The 20133-nt window shown below is 63.4% G+C and carries 21 protein-coding genes and 1 tRNA gene; 9 read left to right on the top strand and 13 right to left on the bottom strand.

Annotation, left to right across the window (positions count from 1 at the left end):
- Positions 1 to 8: 8 nt before the first annotated feature.
- Positions 9 to 1262: a D-arabinono-1,4-lactone oxidase gene (locus RQH14_RS06840; RefSeq protein WP_311212563.1), complete on the top strand. Its 1254-nt coding sequence runs from the start codon at positions 9 to 11 to the stop codon at positions 1260 to 1262.
- A gap of 5 nt (positions 1263 to 1267) precedes the next feature.
- Here RQH14_RS06840 and RQH14_RS06835 read toward each other — a convergent pair whose 3' ends face one another.
- The 4 genes from RQH14_RS06835 to RQH14_RS06820 are packed head-to-tail and all read right to left on the bottom strand — an operon-like array spanning position 1268 to position 6903.
- Positions 1268 to 3025 (bottom strand): biotin carboxylase N-terminal domain-containing protein, encoded by a 1758-nt coding sequence (locus RQH14_RS06835; protein ID WP_311212562.1) that lies wholly within the window; start codon positions 3023 to 3025, stop codon positions 1268 to 1270.
- Positions 3026 to 3032: 7 nt separating this feature from the next.
- Entirely contained in the window at positions 3033 to 4739 is a 1707-nt protein-coding gene (locus RQH14_RS06830) for a 5-oxoprolinase/urea amidolyase family protein (RefSeq protein ID WP_311212561.1), read from the bottom strand.
- 6 nt (positions 4740 to 4745) lie between these two features.
- Positions 4746 to 6095, bottom strand: coding sequence for an MFS transporter (locus RQH14_RS06825; protein WP_311212560.1), 1350 nt, complete (start codon positions 6093 to 6095; stop codon positions 4746 to 4748).
- 49 nt (positions 6096 to 6144) lie between these two features.
- The gene (locus tag RQH14_RS06820; RefSeq protein WP_311212559.1) at positions 6145 to 6903 is read right to left on the bottom strand and encodes a 5-oxoprolinase subunit PxpA; all 759 of its coding nucleotides are present in this window, start codon (positions 6901 to 6903) and stop codon (positions 6145 to 6147) included.
- 109 nt (positions 6904 to 7012) lie between these two features.
- Between RQH14_RS06820 and RQH14_RS06815 the strand changes: the two genes are divergently transcribed.
- Positions 7013 to 7711 carry a GntR family transcriptional regulator gene (locus RQH14_RS06815; RefSeq protein WP_311212558.1) on the top strand — a complete coding sequence of 233 codons (699 nt, stop codon included), beginning with the start codon at positions 7013 to 7015 and terminating at the stop codon, positions 7709 to 7711.
- On the opposite strand, the gene RQH14_RS06810 is transcribed toward RQH14_RS06815, so the two are convergent.
- A complete protein-coding gene (locus RQH14_RS06810; protein WP_311212557.1) occupies positions 7712 to 8437 on the bottom strand; it encodes a LysR family transcriptional regulator substrate-binding protein in 726 nt (241 codons plus the stop codon).
- Positions 8438 to 8470: 33 nt separating this feature from the next.
- On the opposite strand from RQH14_RS06810, the gene RQH14_RS06805 reads away from it, so the two are divergent.
- On the top strand, positions 8471 to 8920 hold the full coding sequence (locus RQH14_RS06805) for a DUF5997 family protein (RefSeq protein WP_311212556.1): 450 nt from the start codon (positions 8471 to 8473) through the stop codon (positions 8918 to 8920).
- Positions 8921 to 8973: 53 nt separating this feature from the next.
- Here RQH14_RS06805 and RQH14_RS06800 read toward each other — a convergent pair whose 3' ends face one another.
- Positions 8974 to 9357 carry a VOC family protein gene (locus tag RQH14_RS06800; protein WP_311212555.1) on the bottom strand — a complete coding sequence of 128 codons (384 nt, stop codon included), beginning with the start codon at positions 9355 to 9357 and terminating at the stop codon, positions 8974 to 8976.
- Positions 9358 to 9461: 104 nt separating this feature from the next.
- On the opposite strand from RQH14_RS06800, the gene RQH14_RS06795 reads away from it, so the two are divergent.
- Entirely contained in the window at positions 9462 to 10025 is a 564-nt protein-coding gene (locus RQH14_RS06795) for a hypothetical protein (protein WP_311212554.1), read from the top strand.
- A gap of 60 nt (positions 10026 to 10085) precedes the next feature.
- Here RQH14_RS06795 and RQH14_RS06790 read toward each other — a convergent pair whose 3' ends face one another.
- The 3 genes from RQH14_RS06790 to RQH14_RS06780 all read right to left on the bottom strand — a co-directional run bounded on the left by RQH14_RS06790 (position 10086) and on the right by RQH14_RS06780 (position 13963).
- Positions 10086 to 11591, bottom strand: a complete 1506-nt coding sequence (locus RQH14_RS06790; RefSeq protein ID WP_311212553.1) for an APC family permease — start codon at positions 11589 to 11591, stop codon at positions 10086 to 10088.
- Positions 11592 to 11614: 23 nt separating this feature from the next.
- Entirely contained in the window at positions 11615 to 12496 is an 882-nt protein-coding gene (locus RQH14_RS06785) for a universal stress protein (RefSeq protein ID WP_311212552.1), read from the bottom strand.
- 90 nt (positions 12497 to 12586) lie between these two features.
- Positions 12587 to 13963, bottom strand: coding sequence for an NAD(P)/FAD-dependent oxidoreductase (locus tag RQH14_RS06780; RefSeq protein WP_311212647.1), 1377 nt, complete (start codon positions 13961 to 13963; stop codon positions 12587 to 12589).
- A 106-nt stretch (positions 13964 to 14069) separates the two neighbouring features.
- On the opposite strand from RQH14_RS06780, the gene RQH14_RS06775 reads away from it, so the two are divergent.
- A complete protein-coding gene (locus RQH14_RS06775) occupies positions 14070 to 14795 on the top strand; it encodes a TetR/AcrR family transcriptional regulator (RefSeq protein ID WP_311212551.1) in 726 nt (241 codons plus the stop codon).
- Between the two features lie 8 nt (positions 14796 to 14803).
- On the opposite strand, the gene RQH14_RS06770 is transcribed toward RQH14_RS06775, so the two are convergent.
- The 3 genes from RQH14_RS06770 to RQH14_RS06760 are packed head-to-tail and all read right to left on the bottom strand — an operon-like array spanning position 14804 to position 16355.
- A complete protein-coding gene (locus RQH14_RS06770; RefSeq protein WP_311212550.1) occupies positions 14804 to 15640 on the bottom strand; it encodes a hypothetical protein in 837 nt (278 codons plus the stop codon).
- The gene (locus RQH14_RS06765; RefSeq protein WP_311212549.1) at positions 15637 to 16206 is read right to left on the bottom strand and encodes a sigma-70 family RNA polymerase sigma factor; all 570 of its coding nucleotides are present in this window, start codon (positions 16204 to 16206) and stop codon (positions 15637 to 15639) included. The genes RQH14_RS06770 and RQH14_RS06765 overlap by 4 nt, the downstream gene beginning before the upstream one ends.
- Positions 16203 to 16355 (bottom strand): hypothetical protein, encoded by a 153-nt coding sequence (locus RQH14_RS06760; RefSeq protein WP_311212548.1) that lies wholly within the window; start codon positions 16353 to 16355, stop codon positions 16203 to 16205. Before RQH14_RS06760 ends, RQH14_RS06765 begins: the two co-directional genes overlap by 4 nt.
- 117 nt (positions 16356 to 16472) lie before the next feature.
- On the opposite strand from RQH14_RS06760, the gene RQH14_RS06755 reads away from it, so the two are divergent.
- Both RQH14_RS06755 and RQH14_RS06750 read left to right on the top strand, forming a co-directional pair.
- On the top strand, positions 16473 to 17600 hold the full coding sequence (locus RQH14_RS06755) for an L-talarate/galactarate dehydratase (protein ID WP_311212547.1): 1128 nt from the start codon (positions 16473 to 16475) through the stop codon (positions 17598 to 17600).
- A gap of 10 nt (positions 17601 to 17610) precedes the next feature.
- A complete protein-coding gene (locus tag RQH14_RS06750) occupies positions 17611 to 18309 on the top strand; it encodes a FadR/GntR family transcriptional regulator (protein WP_311212546.1) in 699 nt (232 codons plus the stop codon).
- 131 nt (positions 18310 to 18440) lie between these two features.
- Here the strand turns inward: RQH14_RS06750 and RQH14_RS06745 are convergent.
- A tRNA-Leu gene (locus RQH14_RS06745) sits at positions 18441 to 18523 on the bottom strand.
- A 372-nt stretch (positions 18524 to 18895) separates the two neighbouring features.
- On the opposite strand from RQH14_RS06745, the gene RQH14_RS06740 reads away from it, so the two are divergent.
- Complete coding sequence (locus RQH14_RS06740; RefSeq protein ID WP_311212545.1) at positions 18896 to 19645, top strand: DUF3662 and FHA domain-containing protein; 750 nt, start codon at positions 18896 to 18898, stop codon at positions 19643 to 19645.
- Complete coding sequence (locus RQH14_RS06735) at positions 19642 to 20130, top strand: FHA domain-containing protein (protein ID WP_311212544.1); 489 nt, start codon at positions 19642 to 19644, stop codon at positions 20128 to 20130. The genes RQH14_RS06740 and RQH14_RS06735 overlap by 4 nt, the downstream gene beginning before the upstream one ends.
- Positions 20131 to 20133: the final 3 nt, after the last annotated feature.

Here is a 20133-nt window from a genome sequence, read left to right as displayed (position 1 = left end):
ATCATTCAATGAAGAACTGGGCAGGAAACCTCGAATACTCCTCCGCGGAAGTCCACCGCCCCGCTTCGGTGGCCGAACTGCAGGAGCTCGTGGCGAACGCAACCAAGATCAAGGCCCTCGGCTCCAGGCACTCCTTCAACACAGTCGCCGACACGGACGGGACCCATATCCTCCTCGACGCGCTCCCCCAGGAAATTCTCTTGGACACGGCAAAGAGCACGGTCAAAGTCGGCGGCGGCATCAGCTACGGCGCCCTCGGACGCGCGCTCGAGGAGCAGGGCTACGCCATCCACAATCTTGCTTCGCTCCCCCACATCTCAGTCGCCGGTGCCATCCAAACCGGCACGCACGGCAGTGGCGTCAACAATCCCTCCCTCGCTGCCGCCGTCGTGGGTGTTGACCTGGTGCGCGCCTCCGGCGAGCTGGTGACACTGACAGCGGACGACGACGAATTCCTCGCCAGTGTGGTGGGCGTGGGAGCCCTTGGCATTGTCACGGGACTTGAGCTGGCGGTCCGTCCGAGCTACGAGGTCCGCCAACGTGTGCTCACCGGGCTTTCATGGGAGGGTGCCTTGGCAAACTTCCAAGCCATCGCATCCAGTGCCTACAGCGTCAGCTTCTTCACGAATTACACCGGAGACACCATCCCGCAGGTCTGGCTCAAAGCACTCGACTCCGAGGCTCCCCTGCCGGACCTCTTCGGAGCAACAGCAGCAACCGCGGCAATGCACCCGCTGCCGGACATGTCGGCTGAAAACTGCACCGAGCAGCTGGATGTCGCTGGAAAATGGCTGGACCGCCTGCCGCACTTCCGCCACGAATTCACACCGAGCAACGGCGAGGAGCTGCAGAGCGAGTTCCTTCTGCCGCTGGACCAGGCGCCCGCTGCCTTGCAGGCAGTCCGCGCGCTTGCAGGCAAGCTGGCGCCGCTCTTGTTCATCTCGGAAATCCGCACCATTGCTGCTGACGAGTTCTGGCTCAGCCCGTTCTACCAGCAGCAAAGCGTGGCGCTGCACTTCACCTGGAAGCCCCTTCAGTCCGACGTGGAAGCAGTGCTCCCGGAGCTTGAGGAAGCTCTGCGTCCGTTCGGGGCACGCCCGCACTGGGGCAAACTCTTCACGCCCGGGCAGTACGACTTCGCCGCGCTCTACCCGCGGTTCGAAGACTTTCGCGCCTTGGTCCAGGCGAACGACCCCACAGGCAAGTTCCGCAACGGCTTGCTGGACAGCGTGCTGGGCATCTCAGCGGCAGCACACGCCTAGCGGAGCTACTGGATGTGAGCCAGTACGGCGCCGGCGGTGACCACTCCGCCCGGTGCGGACAGGACTTCGGAGAGCGTGCCTGCCCGGTGGGCGGGAACTTGGGTTTCCATTTTCATGGCTTCGAGGACCACCAAGGGATCGCCGGCCGCTACGTCAGCGCCAGGTTCAACGAGCCACTTGACCACCGTGCCGGCCATGCTGGAGACGAGCGCGGATTCGGCTGGGGAGTCTTCGGCGCCGGAGCCCGGCAGGCCCGTCACGTCTGAAGCCGCCGGGAGGCCTTGCCCTGATCGGGCCCAGCCGTCCAGCAGGTCGGCGGGAAGTCCCACGGCGAGGCGTTTTCCGTCCACATCGATGGTGATGGTTCTGCGCTCACCTCCGGGGGCCACCACGTTGTATTCGGGATCCACCGGGATCTGGTCCGCAAAGTCTGTTTCGATCCACCGGGTGTGGACCCGCATTTCGGCAATGGACGTGAAGTCTTCGGATTCCAGAACCGCTCGGTGGAACGGCAGAACAGTGGCGAGTCCGGTGATGTTGATTTCAGCGAGGGCCCGGCGTGCACGGCGGAGTGCCTGCTGGCGATCAGCTCCGCTCACGATCAACTTGGCCAGCAGGGAGTCGAACTGGGGCGCCACGAAGGAACCGGACCGGACACCGGTATCCAGTCGGATGCCTGGTCCCGTCGGTGCTTCGAACAACCCAACGGTGCCCGGCGAGGGAAGGAATCCGCGGCCGACATCCTCTGCGTTGATGCGGAACTCGAAGGAGTGTCCACGCGCAACGGGGTCCTCCGTGATGCTCAGCGGCAGACCGGCAGCAATGCGGAATTGCTCCTGGACAAGGTCAATCCCTGCGGTTTCCTCCGTGATGGGGTGCTCCACCTGAAGCCGGGTGTTGACCTCCAGGAAGGCCACGGCACCGTCGGCTGAGACCAGGAATTCCACTGTCCCGGCACCGTAGTAGCCTGCTTCGCGGACAATGGCCTTGGAGCCCTCGTAGATTTGCTTCCGCTGTTCGTCGCTCAAGAAAGGCGCCGGAGCTTCTTCCACGAGCTTTTGGTGGCGGCGCTGCAGGGAGCAGTCGCGGGTTCCCACCACCACCACGTTGCCGTGGATGTCCGCGATGACCTGCGCCTCCACATGCCGGGGCCGGTCAAGGTACTGCTCCACGAAGCACTCGCCGCGACCGAACGCAGCCACTGCTTCACGCACTGCGGAGTCGAAGGCTTCCTCTACTTCGGCGAGCTCACGAACCACTTTCAGGCCGCGGCCACCGCCGCCGAAGGCCGCCTTGATCGCAAGTGGGAGTCCGTGTTCTTCGGCGAAAGCGCGGGCCTCTGCCGCGGACGAAACCGGGCCGTCGCTGCCGGCCACCAAAGGTGCGCCGGCGCGGACGGCGATATCGCGGGCCGTGATCTTGTTGCCCAGCTGGCGAATCGACTCCGGTGAGGGGCCGATCCACTCGAGTCCGGCGTCGAGCACTGCTTGCGCAAAGTCAGCGTTCTCGGACAGGAATCCGTATCCGGGATGCACGGCGTCAGCGCCGGACTCCTCGGCAACGTTGAGGAGTTTCCCAATGTTCAGGTAGGTATCAGCCGGCGCGTTGCCGCCCAGGCTGTAGGCTTCGTCGGCAGCGCCAACGTGCATGGCATCGGCGTCGATGTCTGCATAAACGGCGACTGACTGGATGCCGGCGTCGTCGCAGGCTCGGGCGACGCGGACTGCGATTTCGCCGCGGTTCGCGATCAGGACCTTGCGCATCAAATACTCAATTCTCTGGGTTCTTGGTAAACGTCGTGGTGAAGTCCGGCGCATCCGGAACGAGGCGGAACCGGATCCGTCCACCGATGGGGACTTGGGCAGCGAGGTCAAGGTGTTCGTCGCGCACCACGCCAATCACCGGATAGCCGCCTGTGATGGGGTGGTCCGCCAGGAACAGGACGGGCAGCCCCGCGGGTGGAATTTGAAGGGCGCCGGCCATGGTGCCCTCGCTGGGGAGTTCGCCCTCACGGGTGCGTCGCAACGGGGTTCCGTCCAGGCGCATGCCCACACGGTTGGACTGCGGCGTGACCAGCCACTCCTGACCGCAGAGGGAATCAAGCGCTTCCTGGTCGAACCAGTCGGCACGTGGTCCGGGAACGACGTCGAGTACCGTGACGCCCTGGCCGGGGAGGCCGGGGAAATCCGGTTGGAGCTCCGGGCTTTCCACTGCTGTGGATGCGGTGGCTTGACCGGCCGGGAGCTCCTGGCCAATTGCCAGAGGCGCGGGACCAATCCCGGACATCGTGTCAGCGGACCGGCTGCCCAGAACCTCAGGAGCATCAACGCCGCCACGGATCGCCACATAGTTTCGGAAACCCGACTGGGGAGCCCCGACGGTGAGCACTTCGCCGTCGAGCAGCGCGAAGGGCGCGGCCATGGGGACGGTCCGCTGAGCGCCGGACTGGACGTAGCCGTCGTCGGATCCTTCAGAATCAACCCACGACGGCGACTCGATGGTAAGCGTCGTCGGTGCACCCGCCACGGCAATCACTTGGTCGCCGATTGCTTCCACCGTGAGTCCGCCGTTGACGCTCTCAACGGCTGCAGCCGACGAAGCATTCCCCACCAGCCGATTGGCGCGGCGCAGCGATGCCCGGTCCAAAGCCCCGGCAGCAGACACCCCCAGCGGACCGTAGCCCCGGCGGCCGAGGTCCTGGATGAGGCTTTGCGCCCCAGGGTTCAGGATCCGAAGACCGGACTCGGTGTGGCGCTCCTTGTCGGAGTCGCCGGCCGAGGAGTCTCCGGCTGAAGCGTCCCCTGCCGAGGAAGGGCTGGCCGTCACAACCTCGCGGACGGCCTTGTACTGCACACGGTCACCGGGTCGAACCAAGGCAGGCTGGGCACGGTCAAGGTCCCACATCCGTGCCCCGGTCCGGCCAATCAGCTGCCAACCGCCTGGTGAACTGCGGGGATAGACAGCCGAGTACTGGCCGCCGAGGGCAACAGATCCAGCGGGAACAGCTGTCCGCGGGGAGGAGCGGCGCGGAACCGTGAGGGCCTCGTCCTCGCCCACCATGTAGCCGAACCCGGGGGCGAAGCCCGCGAAGGCAACGGTCCAGATCTGGCTGGTGTGGGCGGCTATGACGCCGTCCACGCTCAGGCCGGTGAGCTCCGCGACATCGGCGAGGTCGTCGCCGTCGTATACGGTCTCGATGACCACCAGCCCGGAGTCGGTGGCTTCCGAAGCGGTGAGTTCCAGCTCGAGCAACCGGGCGCCGATGGCGCGGGTGGCCGCTGCGGACTCTCCCACGACCATGACAGTTTCGGCGGCGGCAAGAACGTCTACTTGTCCCGGCAGCGGTGACTTGTTGAGCATGTCCTGCAGGGCCAAGACGTCCTGCAGCCCGTCCATTTCAGCCAGCACGGCACGGGTGCCGACGGGCCTGACAGAGCGAACCCTTTTTGCGGTGGCTGTGTGCATCACGGTTTCCATTTTTCGCTACGCCGCCGGCTGAGCGTGCGTCCCCTGCATCAAACGGACGTCTTCTTCCGGCTTGGGGTCGCGGCCAAGGAGCATGCCCACGATCGTCACGACAGAAGCGACGAGGATGTAAACAGCAATCAGGTACCAGCCGCCACCTGCCGCGCCGTAGAGAGCGGTGAAGATGATGGGTGCAACGGCCCCACCGATGACACCGGCCAAGGTGTAGGCCAGTGAGCTGCCGGCGTACCGGAGCCGTGCCGGGAACTGTTCGGTGATGAAGGCCGCCTGGGGTCCGTACATGAAGGCGTGCAGGGCCAGGCCGATGACGGTACCTACGGTCAGCATGGCTACGGACTTGCCCTGGATCATCAGGAAGAAGAGCGGGATATAGGCGGCGGTAGCAGCTGCAGCGATTCCGTAGACCCAGCGACGGTTGAAGCGGTCCGTCAACGCACCGGCCAACGGGATCAGGAAGAGCTGGAAGGCGGAGCCGATCAGGATGGCGGACAAGACGTTGCCCGTTGTCATGCCCAGTTCCTTGGTGGCGTAAACGGCGACGAACACCGTGAACAGCGCGTAAAGGATGTCCGGGCAAACCCGGGACAGCGCTGCGGCGACCAGTGCCTTGGGCTGCGTGGTGAAGACTTCCTTGATGGGAGCCTTGGGACGATCGCCGTGGGCCTGGATGGCCTTGAAGACCGGGGTTTCTTCAAGCTTGAGGCGGATGATCAGGCCGAAGACCACCAAGAAGGCGGAAGCCAGGAAGGCTACGCGCCAGCCCCAGGAAAGGAAGGCTTCATCGCTGAGCGAGGCGGCAAGGATGGCGAGGACACCGTTGGCCATGAGGTTACCGGCGGGCGGGCCGATCTGTGCTGCGGAGGACCAGAAACCGCGCTTGTTGGGATCGCCGAATTCGCTGGAAAGCAGCACGGCACCGCCCCACTCGCCGCCAACGCCGATGCCCTGGGCCAGGCGCAGCAACACAAGGATGGTGGGAGCCGCGACGCCGATCACCGAGTAGTCAGGCAATGCGCCGATGAGGACAGTGGCGACGCCGATCAGGACGAGCGTGAAGACCAGGACGTACTTGCGGCCGATCTTGTCGCCCAATCGGCCGAAGATGACCCCGCCGATTGGTCGGGCCAAGTAACCAACTGCGAAGGCCGAGAAGGAGAGCAGCAACGCCACAAATTCGTCATTGCCGGGGAAGAAGATCTTGGGGAACACGAGGGCCGAAGCCACCGAGTAGATGGCGAAGTCGTAGTACTCAAGCGAGGTGCCGGTGAGGCTGGCGACGTACGCCTTGATGGCGCCGGCCGGTGGCTTCCTTGTCACGGCCTTGGCTGCCTTGTTGGTGCTGGTCATGGTTTCCTCCGGGGGTGAGGGATGTGGTGCTGGGCCTGAATGGAACGGGTTAGAGGAACGAGCCGACGGTGACGCCGGTCTCGCCCAAAGCGGACTTCACCGCGGTGGCCATTGCAACGGCCCCCGGTGAGTCACCATGCACGCAAATGCTCTCTGCGCGGATTTTCAGGATGGAACCATCAGTGGTTCTGACGGATTGTTCGGTGGCCATACGCAGGACGTGCTCAGCCACTTGGGCCGGATCATGGAGAACGGCGCCCGCCTGTGAGCGGGAAACCAGCGTTCCATCCGGGTTGTAGGCGCGGTCCGCAAAAGCCTCGGCAACGCCTCGAAGACCTGCTTCTTCAGCGAGACGCAGTACTTCGGAGCCCGGGAGGCCGAGAATCGGGAGGTTGGGGTCCACCGACTTCACAGCTTCGACGACGGCACGGGCCTGCGCCGTGTGCTTCACGATCGCGTTGTAGAGACCACCATGGGGCTTCACGTACTGGACGCGCGCACCGGCGGTGGCCGCCAGAGCCTGCAGGGCACCGATCTGGTACACCACGTCATCTGCCAGTTCCCTGGGGTCGATGTCCATGAAACGGCGACCGAATCCAGCGAGGTCGCGGTAGCCAACATGGGCGCCAATAACGACGCCGGCCTTCGCCGCCTTTTCGCAGGTGCTGCGGATGACACTGGGGTCCCCAGCATGGAATCCACAAGCGACGTTGGCACTGGAGACCGACTCGAACATGGCTGCGTCGTCACCCAGTGTCCAGCGCCCGAAAGACTCTCCGACGTCGCTGTTCATATCGATGATTGCCATGATGTGATCCCTGCCTCGTGATGTGCGTTACATCTAGGATGCCTTAATCTGCTGGATTGTTCAACGATCCAGCGATCCTAGTTTTTGGCAATCGTGTATTTTTGGTGTCATGGCCAGTGCAGATCAGGAAGTAAACGAACCCGCTGGCCTCAATAGCGCTCGGGCCCGGGTCCGGATGAGAGTCCCATCCGTTGCCGAGAGGGTCGCCGAAGAACTGCGCTACCAACTGGCCGAGGGTTTCCTGGTTCCTGGTTCCAAGCTGACTGAAGCAACCATCGCTGAGGATTTGGGGGTTTCGCGGAACACGGTCCGCGAGGCATTCGCTGAGCTGGCCGGTGAACGGCTACTCCTCCGTCAGCCCAATAAGGGTGTTTTTGTTGCCACCCTTGAAGCCGGCGACATCCACGACGTTTATACGGTTCGCCGCGCCATCGAGGTCAGTTCTCTCCGGGCGGGTGGTTCGCCGGAACGCGTAGCCGCCGTCAGGGCCGCCGTCGACGAGGGGAAGCGGGCCGCAGAGGCCAACGACAACGAAGGACTGGGCAGCGCCAACCAGCACTTTCACGGCGCGATCGTTGCCCTCGCCGAGAGCAACCGGTTGAACACGATCATGGCCCAGATTTTGGCCGAGATGCGCCTGTACTTCCACAAGGCCACCTTGAATGCGCACTTCTACAGCGACTGGCTCACGGAAAACGAGCGCATCTGTTCAGCGCTGGAGGCGGGTGAGCTCGAACGGGCCGGCGACCTTCTTCTGGCCTACCTCAACCGTTCAGAGCAGCAACAAACCGCTATCCACGGCGCGTAGCTAGCGTTTGCCCTTCTTGCGGGAACCTTTACCCCGGCCCTTGTCAGGATTCGGGGCGTAACGTTGCGCGACCGCAGGCTTCCTGGGGCCTCCCCCGCGGCGGTCGGGCTTGGGTTCCTTCTTGGGCTTCTCCTGCTGGGCCGAGGGTTGGCGTGAACTCTGCGCGGTCCGCCCACGCACAATTCCAATGAACTCCTCGATCACGGGGCTGTCGGTTCCAACCAGCCAAGCCAGGCCGATCTGCGTCCCGGGAGCGCCGGTCAGGCGGCGCATGACAGTGTCTTTGGCGTTCAAGTGCCGCGCAACTGACATCGGCAGGATCGCCAACCCAGCACCGGACGCGACAACTTGGAGGGCCATGTCCGGCCCGCCCATTTCCTCGATGTCGAGGAAGTTCTCCTCGGAAAGATCATCGAGGGCCACCTCTTCGAACACGGAGATCTCGTGCCCCTTGGGAGCAACCACCACTGGCTGCTCTTCATACAGGGGGATGACGTTCAGGCCCTCCCGGTCCACGGGCAACCGAACGAAGCTCAGGTCGGCGGAACCGTCATGCAACACCGAAACCTGGGCGTCGTCGTCGGACATGAACGAGTGCAACGGAAAGTTGGGCATGCGCTCTTCCCACCGCCGGATCCATTTCCCAGGGGTCACACCCGCAACATAGGCGAAGCGGAGGCCGGCAAGGGGCCCGGTTGTTTCGGCGGATTCTTCAGCGTCTGGCACACACTCACAGTACCGGCCAGATACCCTTGAAGCATGACGTCCTCGAACTCCCAGTCCATGAAGCCGGCAACAGTTGCCAAGAAACTCGGCATCTACCTGCCCGCTACACCCCAAGAGTTCCAGGATTCGTCCATTACCCGTGACGAATTCGCCGAACTCCAGGCCAATCCCCCGGAATGGCTCGCCGAACTTCGCCGCAACGGCCCGCACCCCCGCCCGGTTGTAGCGCAGAAGCTGAACGTCTCCATCAGCGGCCTCGCCCGCGGCGGCATCGAAGATGCACTCACGACGGCGGAAATCACCGAGCTGCTGCAGGCTCCGCCGCAGTGGCTGGTCACCGAGCGCGCCACCCACGCTGCCGTGCGCACCGAAGCCCAGCGGGTCAAGGACGAAGCTACCAAGAAGGCCGCCACCAAGGAAGCACGGGACAACGCCGCCGCAAAGCGCGACGCCCCGAAGACCTCCAAGCGCGATCACGCTTAAGTCTGTGTAAGTTGTGGCCGGGACCAATGGTCCCGGCCACAACTGTTTCAAGCTCAGTCCTGGTGAAGCTGAATGAAGTTGCCACACCCGTCGTCGAAGACTGCGCTGACCCCTGAAGGATCCTCCGACGGTTCACCCTGGAACGTCACACCGGCGGCAAGCAAACGCTCATACTCAGCCTGCACATCGGGCACGCCGAAGGTGATCGCGGCCAGGCCGGACTCGTGGAGAGCGTTCATGTAGTTCGAGGCGATGGGGTTGTCGCTGGGTTCCAACAAAAGGCCGGGGGAACTGCTGTTCTCCGCGCCGGGATCCTTGATAATGAACAAGTTGTACTCGGGCATGGCCATCAGGGTCTCGAAGCCAAGGGTCTCCGTGTAGAAAACATGGGCTGCTGCGGGGTCCTTGACGTGGATGCTGCACATTTTCAGTCTCATGCTGCCTAGGCTACGCCCCGGCTCTGACAACCTGACCCCTCGCGCCCAAGCAGCCACTGCCGCATACTGAATTCAAAGCAGCGAATTCGCCTGGAGGTGGTCCGATGCCCGCCATGATGCTCCTGTGGGGTGTAGCTCTGGTCCTTGCAACCGCAGCAACCACGTATGTCCTGCACAGGAAACTGACCTACGGCCGCGGCCCGGAGCCTGACGGCGTCTTCTGGGATGTGTTCGGTGGGCTGGTCGTCACAGTGCCCGCCATCATCGTCCCGGCCGTGCAATGGCCGCCGGCCGGGCTGATCATGATTTTCGTAGGCATCACTACTGCGGCAGGAACGCTGCTGAGCATCCGCAAAGTGGAGCGCCTCCACGCAGCTGAGCCCCGCCGTCGTGCTGGTTTCCCGGATGACGCAGCCCGCCACGAAAGCCTTCTGGAGCAATGGCGCCAATACGAGCTGGATCCTGGGCGGACCATCGACTTCCCGGCCATGACTGACGTGAGGGCTGCCGAGACAGCTGCACTGACGCGGGCCATGCGGGAAGCCGAGTACTGCAAGGTGACGGCCGGGACCGACTACCGTGCCGCCGTCGAGCGTCTCGCCCAGGCGCTGACAGACGCCGAGCGGGCAGCAGGCGTCCCCACGCCAGCCCTCCCCTCGCCGAGCTGACACTTCACCCCCATCCCAAGCGGAAACATGGGGGTGAACTGCCAACTCGGCGGCAGGAAACTACAGAACCTTGCCCTTGAAGAACTCGGGCCGCACCCGGTACATCACCAGCATGATCACGACGCCCAACAGGATCACACCCATTCCCAGCACGAACACCAGGCCCACACCGCCCACGGAGGAGCCCGAGCCGTACTCCGGGTCCATCGAGTCCATGGCCGTCTTCACGAACATGACCAGCAGGATCACTCCGCCCACAAGCGGCGCAAGGAACTTGAAGAAGAACGGACGGACACCGCTAAACGCCGATGCCCGGAAGAACCAGACGCAAGCCAGGGCTGTGATGCCGTAGTAGAAGCAGATCATCATGCCCAGGGCAGTGATGGTGTCCCACAGCGCGTTCTCGGACACGGTGCGGGTGATCACGTAGAACGCTGCGGCGGCGATCGCTGCGGCGATGGTCGCGAAGCTGGGCGACTTGTACGTGGGGCTGATCTTGCCAAACTTCGGCGAGATGGCGCGGTAGTGGCCCATGGCCAGCATGGTGCGGGCGGGGGAAACGAACGTCGACTGCAAAGATGCCGCTGAGCTGCTCAGAATGGCCAATGACATCAGGATCGCGAACGGACCCATCACCGGGCCGGCAAGCACGGCGAAGATGCTGGACTGGTTCTCTGGGTTTCCGGCACCCAATCCGGTCTCGCCAACGCCGGCGAAGGACAGGGTAGCCAGTGCAACGGTCATGTAGATGACCACGATGACCAGCACGGTGATGGTCGCTGCGCGGCCAGGGGTCTTCTCGGGGTTCTTCGTTTCCTCGTTCATGGTGAGGGTGACGTCCCAGCCCCAGTAAATGAAGATCGAGAGCGACACACCTGCGGCGAATTGTGAGAACGAGTCCACGGCGAACGGGTTGAACCAGTCCGGTGAAATGGCGGTGGCATCGAAGGCCGTGCCGTTTGCCACGTGGGCGAATGCGGAGACTGCGAACCAGCCCAGGACCAGCAACTGGAAGGCTACCAGCACGTACTGAACGCCCTTGGTGGTCTCCATCCCGCGGTACGAAATCCAACAGGCCAGCGCGATGAACACCAGGGTGGTGGCGATGTTCAGCGGAAGGATCTTGCTGAGCTCACCCAGCTCCGGATTACTGAAGATCTGGGCGAGCATCAGGTAGAAAAAGTCCACCGCCACGGCCGCCAGGTTGGACAGCACAATGATGGTGGCCGCGATCAGCCCCCATCCACCCATCCAACCGATCCACGGACCGAAGGCGCGCGTCGCCCACGTGAAGGAGGTACCGGCGTCGGGCATGGCGTTGTTCAGTTCGCGGTAACCGAGCGCCACCAGCAGCATGGGGATGAAGCCCACCAGGAAGATGGCGGGCAGGTGCACGCCCACCTCGGACACGGTGGGGCCCAGGGCCGCGGTCAGGGTGTAGGCGGGCGCGATGCAGGAAACGCCGATCACGACGGCGCCGATGAGGCCCACCGATCCGGCCTTTAGCCCCTTTTCACTCAAGGCTGGCGATTCTTTCGACTGGACCGTCTTTGGTGCAGTTGACATGGGTTTTGCCTTTCAGGCGATTGCTAGGCGCTGTGGCGCGAGTAGTCGCGGGGGACCACGATCATGGGTACGGGGAGGGCACGCAGGATCCGGTTTGCGGTGGTGCCCAGGAACGTGGCTCTGTGCTGGGCCAGGCGGCTGGAACCGATCAGCAGGATTTCGCCGTCTTCCCAGTCGAGTCGATCCACGGCTTCCTCGATGGTGCGGCCTTGGGCTACGACGATCTCGGGTTTTTCGTGAAGGGAAGCTGTCGGTTCGTTGGCATCACTGGAACCCACGACGGCGGCAAGCCGGGCGGCGGCATGCTCCCGGGCGGCCTCGGCCAACTCAGGCGAGTCACCGCCGTCGAGCGCCAACAGGGAGACGAGCCGCAGCGGAAGGCCCCGGTCACGGGCGGATTCAACGGCCACGTCAAGGAGCTCGTCGGCACCCGGACGGGTGCCGAAACCGCAGCTCATACGGGTGATGGGATCGGTACGGTGATAGCCCTGAGGCGCCAACACCACAGGAACCGGCGACGAATGGAGCAGCGAGCTCGCAACGGAGCCGATAGTGAACCGCTTGAACAAGCCGCTGTTGGCGGCCCCGATGACCAAAGCCGCAGCATCCATTTCCACGGCAGTATCGATCAGGGTTTGCGCCTCGGAATCACCTCGACGGATGTGCCCCCGAGCGGTGACATCGGCCGGAACCAGCGCAAGGCCTTCATCCAGCCAGCGCTGTGCCTGCTCAGTGAGGATGTCGTTGTAGCCGGTCTCCGGCGGGTAGACGGCGTTGAACGGGGAATCCTCCGGCACCACAAGGACCAAGTCCAGGCTCACATCGTGATTCCGGGCCAGCGCAACGGCGAGGTGAACGGCGTCGTGCCCCCTCGCATTGGCGGTGTAGCCAACTACGTAGCGCATGGTGGTCCTTTCCTCGGTCCTGCTTAAACAGTGGTGCCGGCAGGCCGGGAATGACGCTCCCCCGGCCTGCCGGTTTTGGTGGTGCCCGCCTTAGGCGACGGGCAGTGCGCTCATCTTGTTGGCTTCGACGATGCGGGCAGCAGTTGCCTGGCCCATGCGGACCGCGCCGTCAACGTGCTGGTAGCCCTCGGCAGCGAGGTCGGACGAGGACCAGAAGATGGGTCCGACGTTCGCGTGCTGGTCCTTGCCGTAGCGGTGAAGTCCGCCGAGGTCGTAGCTGGATGCGTAGGCGCCGCGGGTCCATTCTTCGGAGCCCCAGTCGGACTCGTAGTAGACCTCGGGAGTGAGGGCCTTATCGCCCAAGAAGCCGGCGATGGATTCGAGGATGGCCTTCTTGCGGTCTTCGGCGCTGAGTTCGAAGACGGCGTCGGCCTTTTCGTCGGAGACGAAGCCCACCAAGGTGCCGCGGGCGTCGCCGTGGTTGGTGTTGTCGTAGACCTCCTGGACGAGTGCGCCTGCACTGAAGCCTGTGCCGGAGAGTCCTTCTTCGCGCCAGAACGGGGTGTCGTACACGGCGTGGACCTTGATGACCAGGCCCAGCGATTGGTGCTGGTGCATCTGGTGCTGGCGGCGCGGCAGCGGGGGCTCGAACGAGACGCGGGAGTACAGGTTCGGCGGCACGGCCATGATCACATACCGCGCGTTGACGGTTGCCTGCTCGGACACGACGGTCACGTTGTTGTCGTCCCACTTGATGGTCCGCACCGGGCTGTTGAGGACGACGTCGTCGCCCAGCTCAGCTGCCTGCAGAAGGGAGACCTGCTGCATGCCGCCGATGACGCGCTTGTCCAGGATGAAATCCTCGTCCGTCAGGTGGCTGAAGGAACCGGCCGAGGCCGCCATGAGGACTGCCTGCAGTGCCGAGAAAGCGTGGGCGGGCTTGGTGAGCATTCCACCAGCGATGAAGAGGCCAATGTTGTTGCAGGCTTCCTCGTCGTTGGAGTTCTGGCGGAGCCAGTGGTGGAAGGAGATGGTGTCCAGCTCGCGTGCCTTGGGGTGTGCCCAGGGCTCGGTGGGGCCGATCTCGGCGGCGAGGCCGTCCAGGATGGCGACGAGCTTGTCCATTTCGGCCTTGGTGGTTTCATTGACCGGGAAAGTGTCACCGGTGTACTGCGTGCGCTTGCCGTCTTCGCCGATGTAGACGGACTCGCCGTCGCGGTAGCGTGAGTACATTTTCAGTCCGAGCTCGTCCAGCAGCTCCATGAGGACCGTCTGGTCCGGGGAAACCCACTGGCCGCCGATTTCCAGCATGGCGCCGTCGATGGTGTCGGTCCAGGTTCGGCCGCCCACGCGGTCGCGCGCTTCGAGCACTGCGACGCTGAGTCCGGCCTTTTTCAATGCGCGTGCGGCCGTCAACCCCGACGGTCCGGCGCCGACGATCACAACGTCGCGATCAAGATTCTGCATGTTGTCCTCTCCGTGGCCGTCCGTGGTGGCTGACCAATAAATGAATGGCATTCATTTACTTCCATAGTAGCGCTGGAGTCAGCCGCTGTGAAGACCCGGTGGAATAATGCTGGGGACACAGGCAGCAGAAAGGCTACCGATGCCCGCACCCACCCCCGCTTCTTCCGCCGGCCCTGCCGGTTCTGCCGGCTCTGTGCGCCGCCGCGCCGGTCGACCTACGGCGGCGGTCCTGGACCAGGACGGGATTACGACGGCGGCGCTCGAGTTGATCAGCTCCAAGGGTTACAACGGACTCACCATGGCGGCACTGGCCCGCTCCCTGGGCGTCGCGCCGTCTGCGTTGTACAACCATGTGGCCTCCAAGGACGACGTTTTGCTGCTGGTGGAGGACCACTTGGCAGCGATGGTTGACGTCTCCACTTTCGGCGTGGAGCCGTGGGACGTAGCCGTGCGCCGCTGGGCCTGGTCCTACCGCGACGTTTTCTCGGAGCATACGCCGCTGATCCCTGTCATTGCAGTACTTCCGGTGGCAAATGCACCCAAGACACTGGCGATGTACGAGGCCGTGACCGCCGGCTTCCGCGAGGCCGGGTTCCCTGAGGAGAAGATCATCTCCGCGATCGTGGCCTTGGAGGCGTTTGTGTTCGGCGCCGCTTACGACGTCAACGCGCCTGAGGACATTTTCGACGCCGGCAGCCTCGCTGAGCAGGTCCCCAACTTCACCGCCGCGGTGGACCGGTTGGCCATGGAAAGGCACCCGCGTCCGACTGACGTTGCCTTCAGCCTGGGACTTGAGGCGTTGATCACGGGGTTCGGCGCGCTGCGGGGATAGTTCCGTACTTAAAGGGTTGCACCGTCGAGGCTGAGATGGCGCGTTTCTGTCGTGTTGTCGGTGTATGTCACCTCGACGGGTACGTCTTGGTCAGAGGAATTCGGCAGCTCCCCACCCGGGAGCCAAAACGCGAACTGGCCTTTGGACACAGTGGCCGTGATCTTTTCCCCGGCACTGCTGGTGTAAGTCATGGCTGCAACGTCCGGACCAACCTGACCTGAAGCCATGGAGAGCGGGTTGTCCGCGATGACGCCGGTACCCAATTGCGTCGCCTTGATTTCACGGCCTACGGGTTCGCGTCCATTGCCGGGCTTTCCCACTGAACCGAAGGACCCCTTCTTAAACCACACGGCCGTGGAGTCGGTGGTGCAGGTGGCTTCGAAACCGTCAGCGCCGCTGAGGACAACCGTGGTCCAGGCCCCGCGCCTCTCGGCGATGGCAACTTCCGCCGCGTTCACATCGCCGGCGAACATGCCGTCACCAACACCTTTACTCGACCGGACGCAGTCGGAGACCGCACTGTCACGCTCGGCACCTGTCAGCGCACCCGGAGCGGCAGTCCACGTTGCGAAGGCAGGGTCGCCTCCCGAGAGTGCCGGAACAACTAAAAACCCTGCTGTGGCGGCAAAAGCAACGGCACCCAAAGCGATGGTTCGACGACGACGACGGCTTGGGCGCGACGTCGTCGTTTTGTATTCCGCGGGTCCGGCGACGCCGGTCGCGGAGGTTGGGGACCTGAGAATCCGTTCCAAGTCGTTCTGCGAACGGCGCGGGTCGGGAGCTGCACTCTGTCCGGCTGCGTCCAAGGAGCGCAGCAGCGTGTCGATATTCCGGCTGTTTTTCATGGTGTCGCCGCCTTTTCGGGAAATGTCGCCGACACCGGCGACTCATTCTGGGGTGCATGGTCAAGAAGCAGTCGCAGGGCCCGCCTTGCGCGGGTGAGGCGGAGGCGAAACGCGACCGGGGAAATACCCACAACATGCGCTGCTTGGGGTGCGGCCAGATTCTCGAAGATTGCAAGCCCAAGGGCCTCTTGGTGGACTTCGGAAAGAAGCGCCCAGGCTCTGCCTAGATCAACGCGGCTGCTGACCAGGTCAGCGTGGGAATCGACGTGGGATATGGCTGTCGCCTCAGCTAATCGGACACCAAGGGCCTGCTGCCGCTGTTCTCCGCGGCGGGCATTCAGCATGAGATTCCGCGTGATGCCGAAGAGCCATGCCCGGGCGTCATCCTCATGCTTTGGCGCTTCCGAAAACCGCCGCCAAACGATAAGAAATGCCTCAGCCACGACGTCCTCGGCATTCACCGCATCCGTACGACGCTGCACGAACTTCAGCAGGTCGGCGTACGCGGATTCGTACAGCGCCCGAAAGGCCTCTTCCCGGTCAGGGGCTCTCGAAAGGTAGCTCATACCCTGTACTTGTCCGCCACATAGCTAAGTGTGTTGCAGTGGCACGAATATTCCCGGAACTCGAAGTGGGTCTTGCGCCGGATCACCGTCCCGGCACGCGTGGTGTAGGCCTCCATCACCAAGGCGGGCTTCCCGGCGTCGTCGACCATTTCAGCAGTAGCTGAAGCGCCGTCCGAAAACGTGACCAGCCCTCAATCTCTTGTAGTACAAGTTTAAAACTTGTATCCTAAGTGGCAGGCAAGGATGCCGCACCCACTAGGAGAACCATGAGCACCGTAGATCTCATTCGCCACGTCAAGCTATCCACGGCACGTTTGCCCCTCACCGTACCCATCAGCGATGCCAAAGTCTTCACGGGCCGGCAAAAGCCCATGACTGAAGTGGTGTTCCTGTTCGCGGAGATCACTACGGAGCAAGGTCACAGCGGCATCGGCTTCAGTTACTCCAAACGTGCAGGCGGACCCGCACAGTACGCCCACGCCAAGGAAGTCGCAGAAGGCATCATCGGCGAGGACCCCAACGACATCGGCAAGATCTACACCAAGCTCCTCTGGGCCGGCGCATCGGTGGGCCGTTCGGGTGTGGCAACGCAGGCACTTGCCGCCATCGATATCGCACTGTACGACCTCAAAGCCAAGCGCGCCGGGCTCCCCCTGGCCAAACTGCTGGGCTCCTACCGCGACTCCGTCCAGACCTACAACACCTCAGGCGGCTTCCTCAACGCAACACTGGACGAGGTCAAGGAACGCGCCACCCGGTCCATCGATGAGGGCATCGGCGGCATCAAGATCAAGGTCGGCCTGCCTGATTCCAAGGAAGACCTGCGACGCGTGGCCGGAGTCCGTGAGCACATCGGCTGGGACGTCCCGCTCATGGTGGACGCCAACCAGCAATGGGACCGTGCCACGGCGCTGCGCATGGGCCGCCAGTTGGAGGAATTCAATCTCATCTGGATCGAAGAACCGCTGGATGCCTACGACTTTGAGGGCCATGCACACCTCGCCCACGTCTTGGACACCCCCATCGCCACCGGCGAGATGCTCGCATCCGTTGCTGAACACAAGGGCCTCATCAACGCCAACAGCTGCGACATCATCCAGCCCGACGCTCCCCGCGTCGGCGGCATCACCCAGTTCCTGCGCCTCGCGGCGTTGGCAGATGAACGCGGCCTTGGCCTGGCACCGCACTTCGCCATGGAGATCCACCTCCACTTGGCCGCCGCCTACCCGCGCGAGCCGTGGGTGGAGCACTTCGACTGGCTGGACCCCCTGTTCGAGGAACGCCTGGAGACCAAGAACGGCCGCATGATCGTTCCCGATCGTCCGGGCTTGGGCGTCACACTCAGCGAGCAGGCCCGCGCGTGGACCACGGAATCCGTAGAGTTCGGCGCGTAATCTTGAAGACATGAGCCGAAACCTGACCGCGGATCTCGCCGCCGACCTTCGCAACCGCATCGTCGACGGCGCCATCCAACCAGGTGAGAAGCTCCCCAGCGAAAACACCCTCATCAGTGAGTTCGGGGTGAGCCGGACCGTCGTCCGTTCTGCCCTGACCCGCTTGCAAGCAGAGGGATTGGTGGAAACCGAACGCGGGCGCGGCAGCTTCGCGCTGACCCCGCCCGCGGAAGGTCCCGCAGCAGCGCCGGGAACGCGGCCCGTTTCCAGCATGGAAGACCGGCTTCAGATGCTCGATTTCCGCATCGGCGTCGAGACCGAAGCCGCCGCAATGGCAGCGAAGAACCACACCGAACAACAACTCAAGGCCGTCCACGGCGCGTTGGAACAATTCACCGCGAGCTCAGGCCACCCGGCGCACTCCATGAAAGCGGATTTCGAGTTCCACCGGGCCGTTGCTGCGGCCACTGGCAATCCCTTCTATACGGACTGCATTTCCGCCCTGGGCCAGACAATGATCACCATGCCCCGCCCGCGCCTCGTTGCCAGCGAAGACCGGGACTCCCCCGAGCGTTTCGCCCAGGTGGTCCACGAACACTCCTCTATATACGCAGCCATCGCGGAGGGCGACCAAGTGGCTGCCGCGGCAGCGATGCGCCTGCACCTGAGCAACTCACGACGCCGGTTCACAGGTTCTGCGCGCAGCTGACGGTCGCGTTCGCCCATCTAAGTCGCAGTTGGGGTCGTTCCCAGCGCTCAGAACGACCTCAACTGCGACTTACTTGGGTGCACGGAAAACAAAAGAGCCCCAGTCCTAAGACCGGGGCTCTTTCAATTGCGTGCGCGAGGGGGGATTTGAACCCCCACACCCTTTCGGATACTGGCACCTGAAGCCAGCGCGTCTGCCGTTCCGCCACTCGCGCGCAACTTCTTTTTCCGGACTTCTGCGGGTTTCCCAGCTTCGTTTCCTTCAAAAGCAGCGAGATCAAGCATAACGGACATTCCCGGCAAAACACCAATCGGGAGATGGCACCCCCTCCGCGAGGCCCTGGAGCCCCTAAAAAATCCCCGATCAACCACTGAACTCCACGGAAATTTCATGGCCCGCCTCCCGCACCAGCAAGGGCCGGAAGCGAACTTTTCCGGGTCGCAAGGCGTTGTGGATTAAGGCCATTCCCAGTCAGTCCCAGTAGTATCGGGAAGTGGAAGGGCCGTCAGGCGCGTACTTCGCTGTGTGCGCAGACGGACTATCGGATCAGGCACAGCGGGTGCCGCGGCAAGGAAAGGAGAAGGACATGGGTTTGCTGGACAAAGTCGAGCGCGGCATTGAAAAAGCCGTTCGCAACGTCTTCTCCACGGGGTCGCGGGCACGTGTTGAGCCAGTGGAGATTGCGAGTAAGTTAAGGCGCGAGTTGGACAACAAGTCCATCACCATCGCCGCCGGCCGCACCCTCGCCCCCAATGTTTTCGATGTCCTGCTCAGTGACGAGGATTTCGCCAGGGCCCAGGAATGGGGAACTCCCCTGGCAGAGGAACTGTGCGACGTCGTCATCCAGCACGTACGCAGCCAGGGCTACACGCTCCAGGGTGCAGTCCGGATTTCGTTCCGCCGCAATGACGAAGAACGTGCCGGGCACTTTGAGATCACTTCCCGGACCGAGAAACCCTCCGATGACGCTGCTCCCGCCCCGCAGGCCCCACGGGCCAACGTTCCGGCGGCCCCGGCACGGCAGCCCATCCGCCTCCAGCCCGTTCTGGACATCGGCGGCCAGCGGTACTCCCTCAATGCCCAGTCCGTGGTGCTGGGACGCTCCTCGGAGGCCGACATCCTGGTGGATGACACCGGTGTCTCCCGGAAGCACCTTGAGGTCCGCACACAGAACGGCAGCACTTGGGCCGTAGACCTTGGCTCCACCAACGGAAGCTACGTCAATGGCCACAAGGTAAACGGCAGCGTGGAACTTACAGACGGCTCAACCATCACGATGGGACGTACCAAGATTATTTTCCGCCTTCTCCCCCAAACCCCGGGTGGCAACGCGTGAACGACGTCAGCGAACTGACCATCACAGCGCTTCGCTTCGGGTTCCTCCTGCTGTTGTGGGTCTTGATCTTCAGCATCGTGTCCACCATGCGCCGCGATCTCCAGATCGGCCGCAAAGCAGTGACCGGAGCCCCCACAGCCCGCGAAGTCCGCAAGCATCCGGAACTTGCCGCGTCACCGGCGCCGGCTATCCAGCATGCACGCACGCTGGTGGTCACTGAGGGTCCGCTCAAGGGCACCACTGTTCCCTTGGCTGCCAGCCCCATCCTGCTGGGCCGCGCGCAGGAAGCCACCTTGGTCCTGGAAGACGACTACGCTTCCGGCCGTCACGCGCGCCTGTTCCCGCAGGGCAGCCGCTGGTTCATTGAGGATCTCGGTTCAACCAACGGCACCTACTTGGCCGATCAACAGCTCACCCGTGCTCTGCCGGTTGAGCTTGGCGTCCCCGTGAGAATCGGCAAGACGGTCATTGAATTGAGGCCGTAGTCC

Origin of the sequence: Arthrobacter sp. WCS2018Hpa-7 (genome assembly GCF_031843805.1) — a bacterium.
In the GTDB taxonomy this organism is placed as follows: Bacteria; Actinomycetota; Actinomycetes; order Actinomycetales; family Micrococcaceae; genus Arthrobacter.
Note: the sequence above shows the minus strand (reverse complement) of the source record. Positions and strands in the feature narration are given on the sequence as shown.

Coding starts and splice junctions, on each gene's coding strand:
- RQH14_RS06790 (WP_311212553.1), bottom strand. CDS start 11,591: ATGTCAACTGCACCAAAGACGGTCCAGTCGAAAGAATCGCCAGCCTTG.
- RQH14_RS06755 (WP_311212547.1), top strand. CDS start 16,473: ATGAGCACCGTAGATCTCATTCGCCACGTCAAGCTATCCACGGCACGT.
- RQH14_RS06815 (WP_311212558.1), top strand. CDS start 7,013: ATGGCCAGTGCAGATCAGGAAGTAAACGAACCCGCTGGCCTCAATAGC.
- RQH14_RS06800 (WP_311212555.1), bottom strand. CDS start 9,357: ATGAGACTGAAAATGTGCAGCATCCACGTCAAGGACCCCGCAGCAGCC.
- RQH14_RS06785 (WP_311212552.1), bottom strand. CDS start 12,496: ATGCGCTACGTAGTTGGCTACACCGCCAATGCGAGGGGGCACGACGCC.
- RQH14_RS06750 (WP_311212546.1), top strand. CDS start 17,611: ATGAGCCGAAACCTGACCGCGGATCTCGCCGCCGACCTTCGCAACCGC.
- RQH14_RS06825 (WP_311212560.1), bottom strand. CDS start 6,095: ATGACCAGCACCAACAAGGCAGCCAAGGCCGTGACAAGGAAGCCACCG.
- RQH14_RS06835 (WP_311212562.1), bottom strand. CDS start 3,025: ATGCGCAAGGTCCTGATCGCGAACCGCGGCGAAATCGCAGTCCGCGTC.
- RQH14_RS06795 (WP_311212554.1), top strand. CDS start 9,462: ATGCCCGCCATGATGCTCCTGTGGGGTGTAGCTCTGGTCCTTGCAACC.
- RQH14_RS06820 (WP_311212559.1), bottom strand. CDS start 6,903: ATGGCAATCATCGATATGAACAGCGACGTCGGAGAGTCTTTCGGGCGC.
- RQH14_RS06805 (WP_311212556.1), top strand. CDS start 8,471: ATGACGTCCTCGAACTCCCAGTCCATGAAGCCGGCAACAGTTGCCAAG.
- RQH14_RS06840 (WP_311212563.1), top strand. CDS start 9: ATGAAGAACTGGGCAGGAAACCTCGAATACTCCTCCGCGGAAGTCCAC.
- RQH14_RS06740 (WP_311212545.1), top strand. CDS start 18,896: ATGGGTTTGCTGGACAAAGTCGAGCGCGGCATTGAAAAAGCCGTTCGC.
- RQH14_RS06770 (WP_311212550.1), bottom strand. CDS start 15,640: ATGAAAAACAGCCGGAATATCGACACGCTGCTGCGCTCCTTGGACGCA.
- RQH14_RS06765 (WP_311212549.1), bottom strand. CDS start 16,206: ATGAGCTACCTTTCGAGAGCCCCTGACCGGGAAGAGGCCTTTCGGGCG.
- RQH14_RS06760 (WP_311212548.1), bottom strand. CDS start 16,355: ATGGTCGACGACGCCGGGAAGCCCGCCTTGGTGATGGAGGCCTACACC.
- RQH14_RS06830 (WP_311212561.1), bottom strand. CDS start 4,739: ATGGAAACCGTGATGCACACAGCCACCGCAAAAAGGGTTCGCTCTGTC.
- RQH14_RS06775 (WP_311212551.1), top strand. CDS start 14,070: ATGCTGGGGACACAGGCAGCAGAAAGGCTACCGATGCCCGCACCCACC.
- RQH14_RS06780 (WP_311212647.1), bottom strand. CDS start 13,963: ATGCAGAATCTTGATCGCGACGTTGTGATCGTCGGCGCCGGACCGTCG.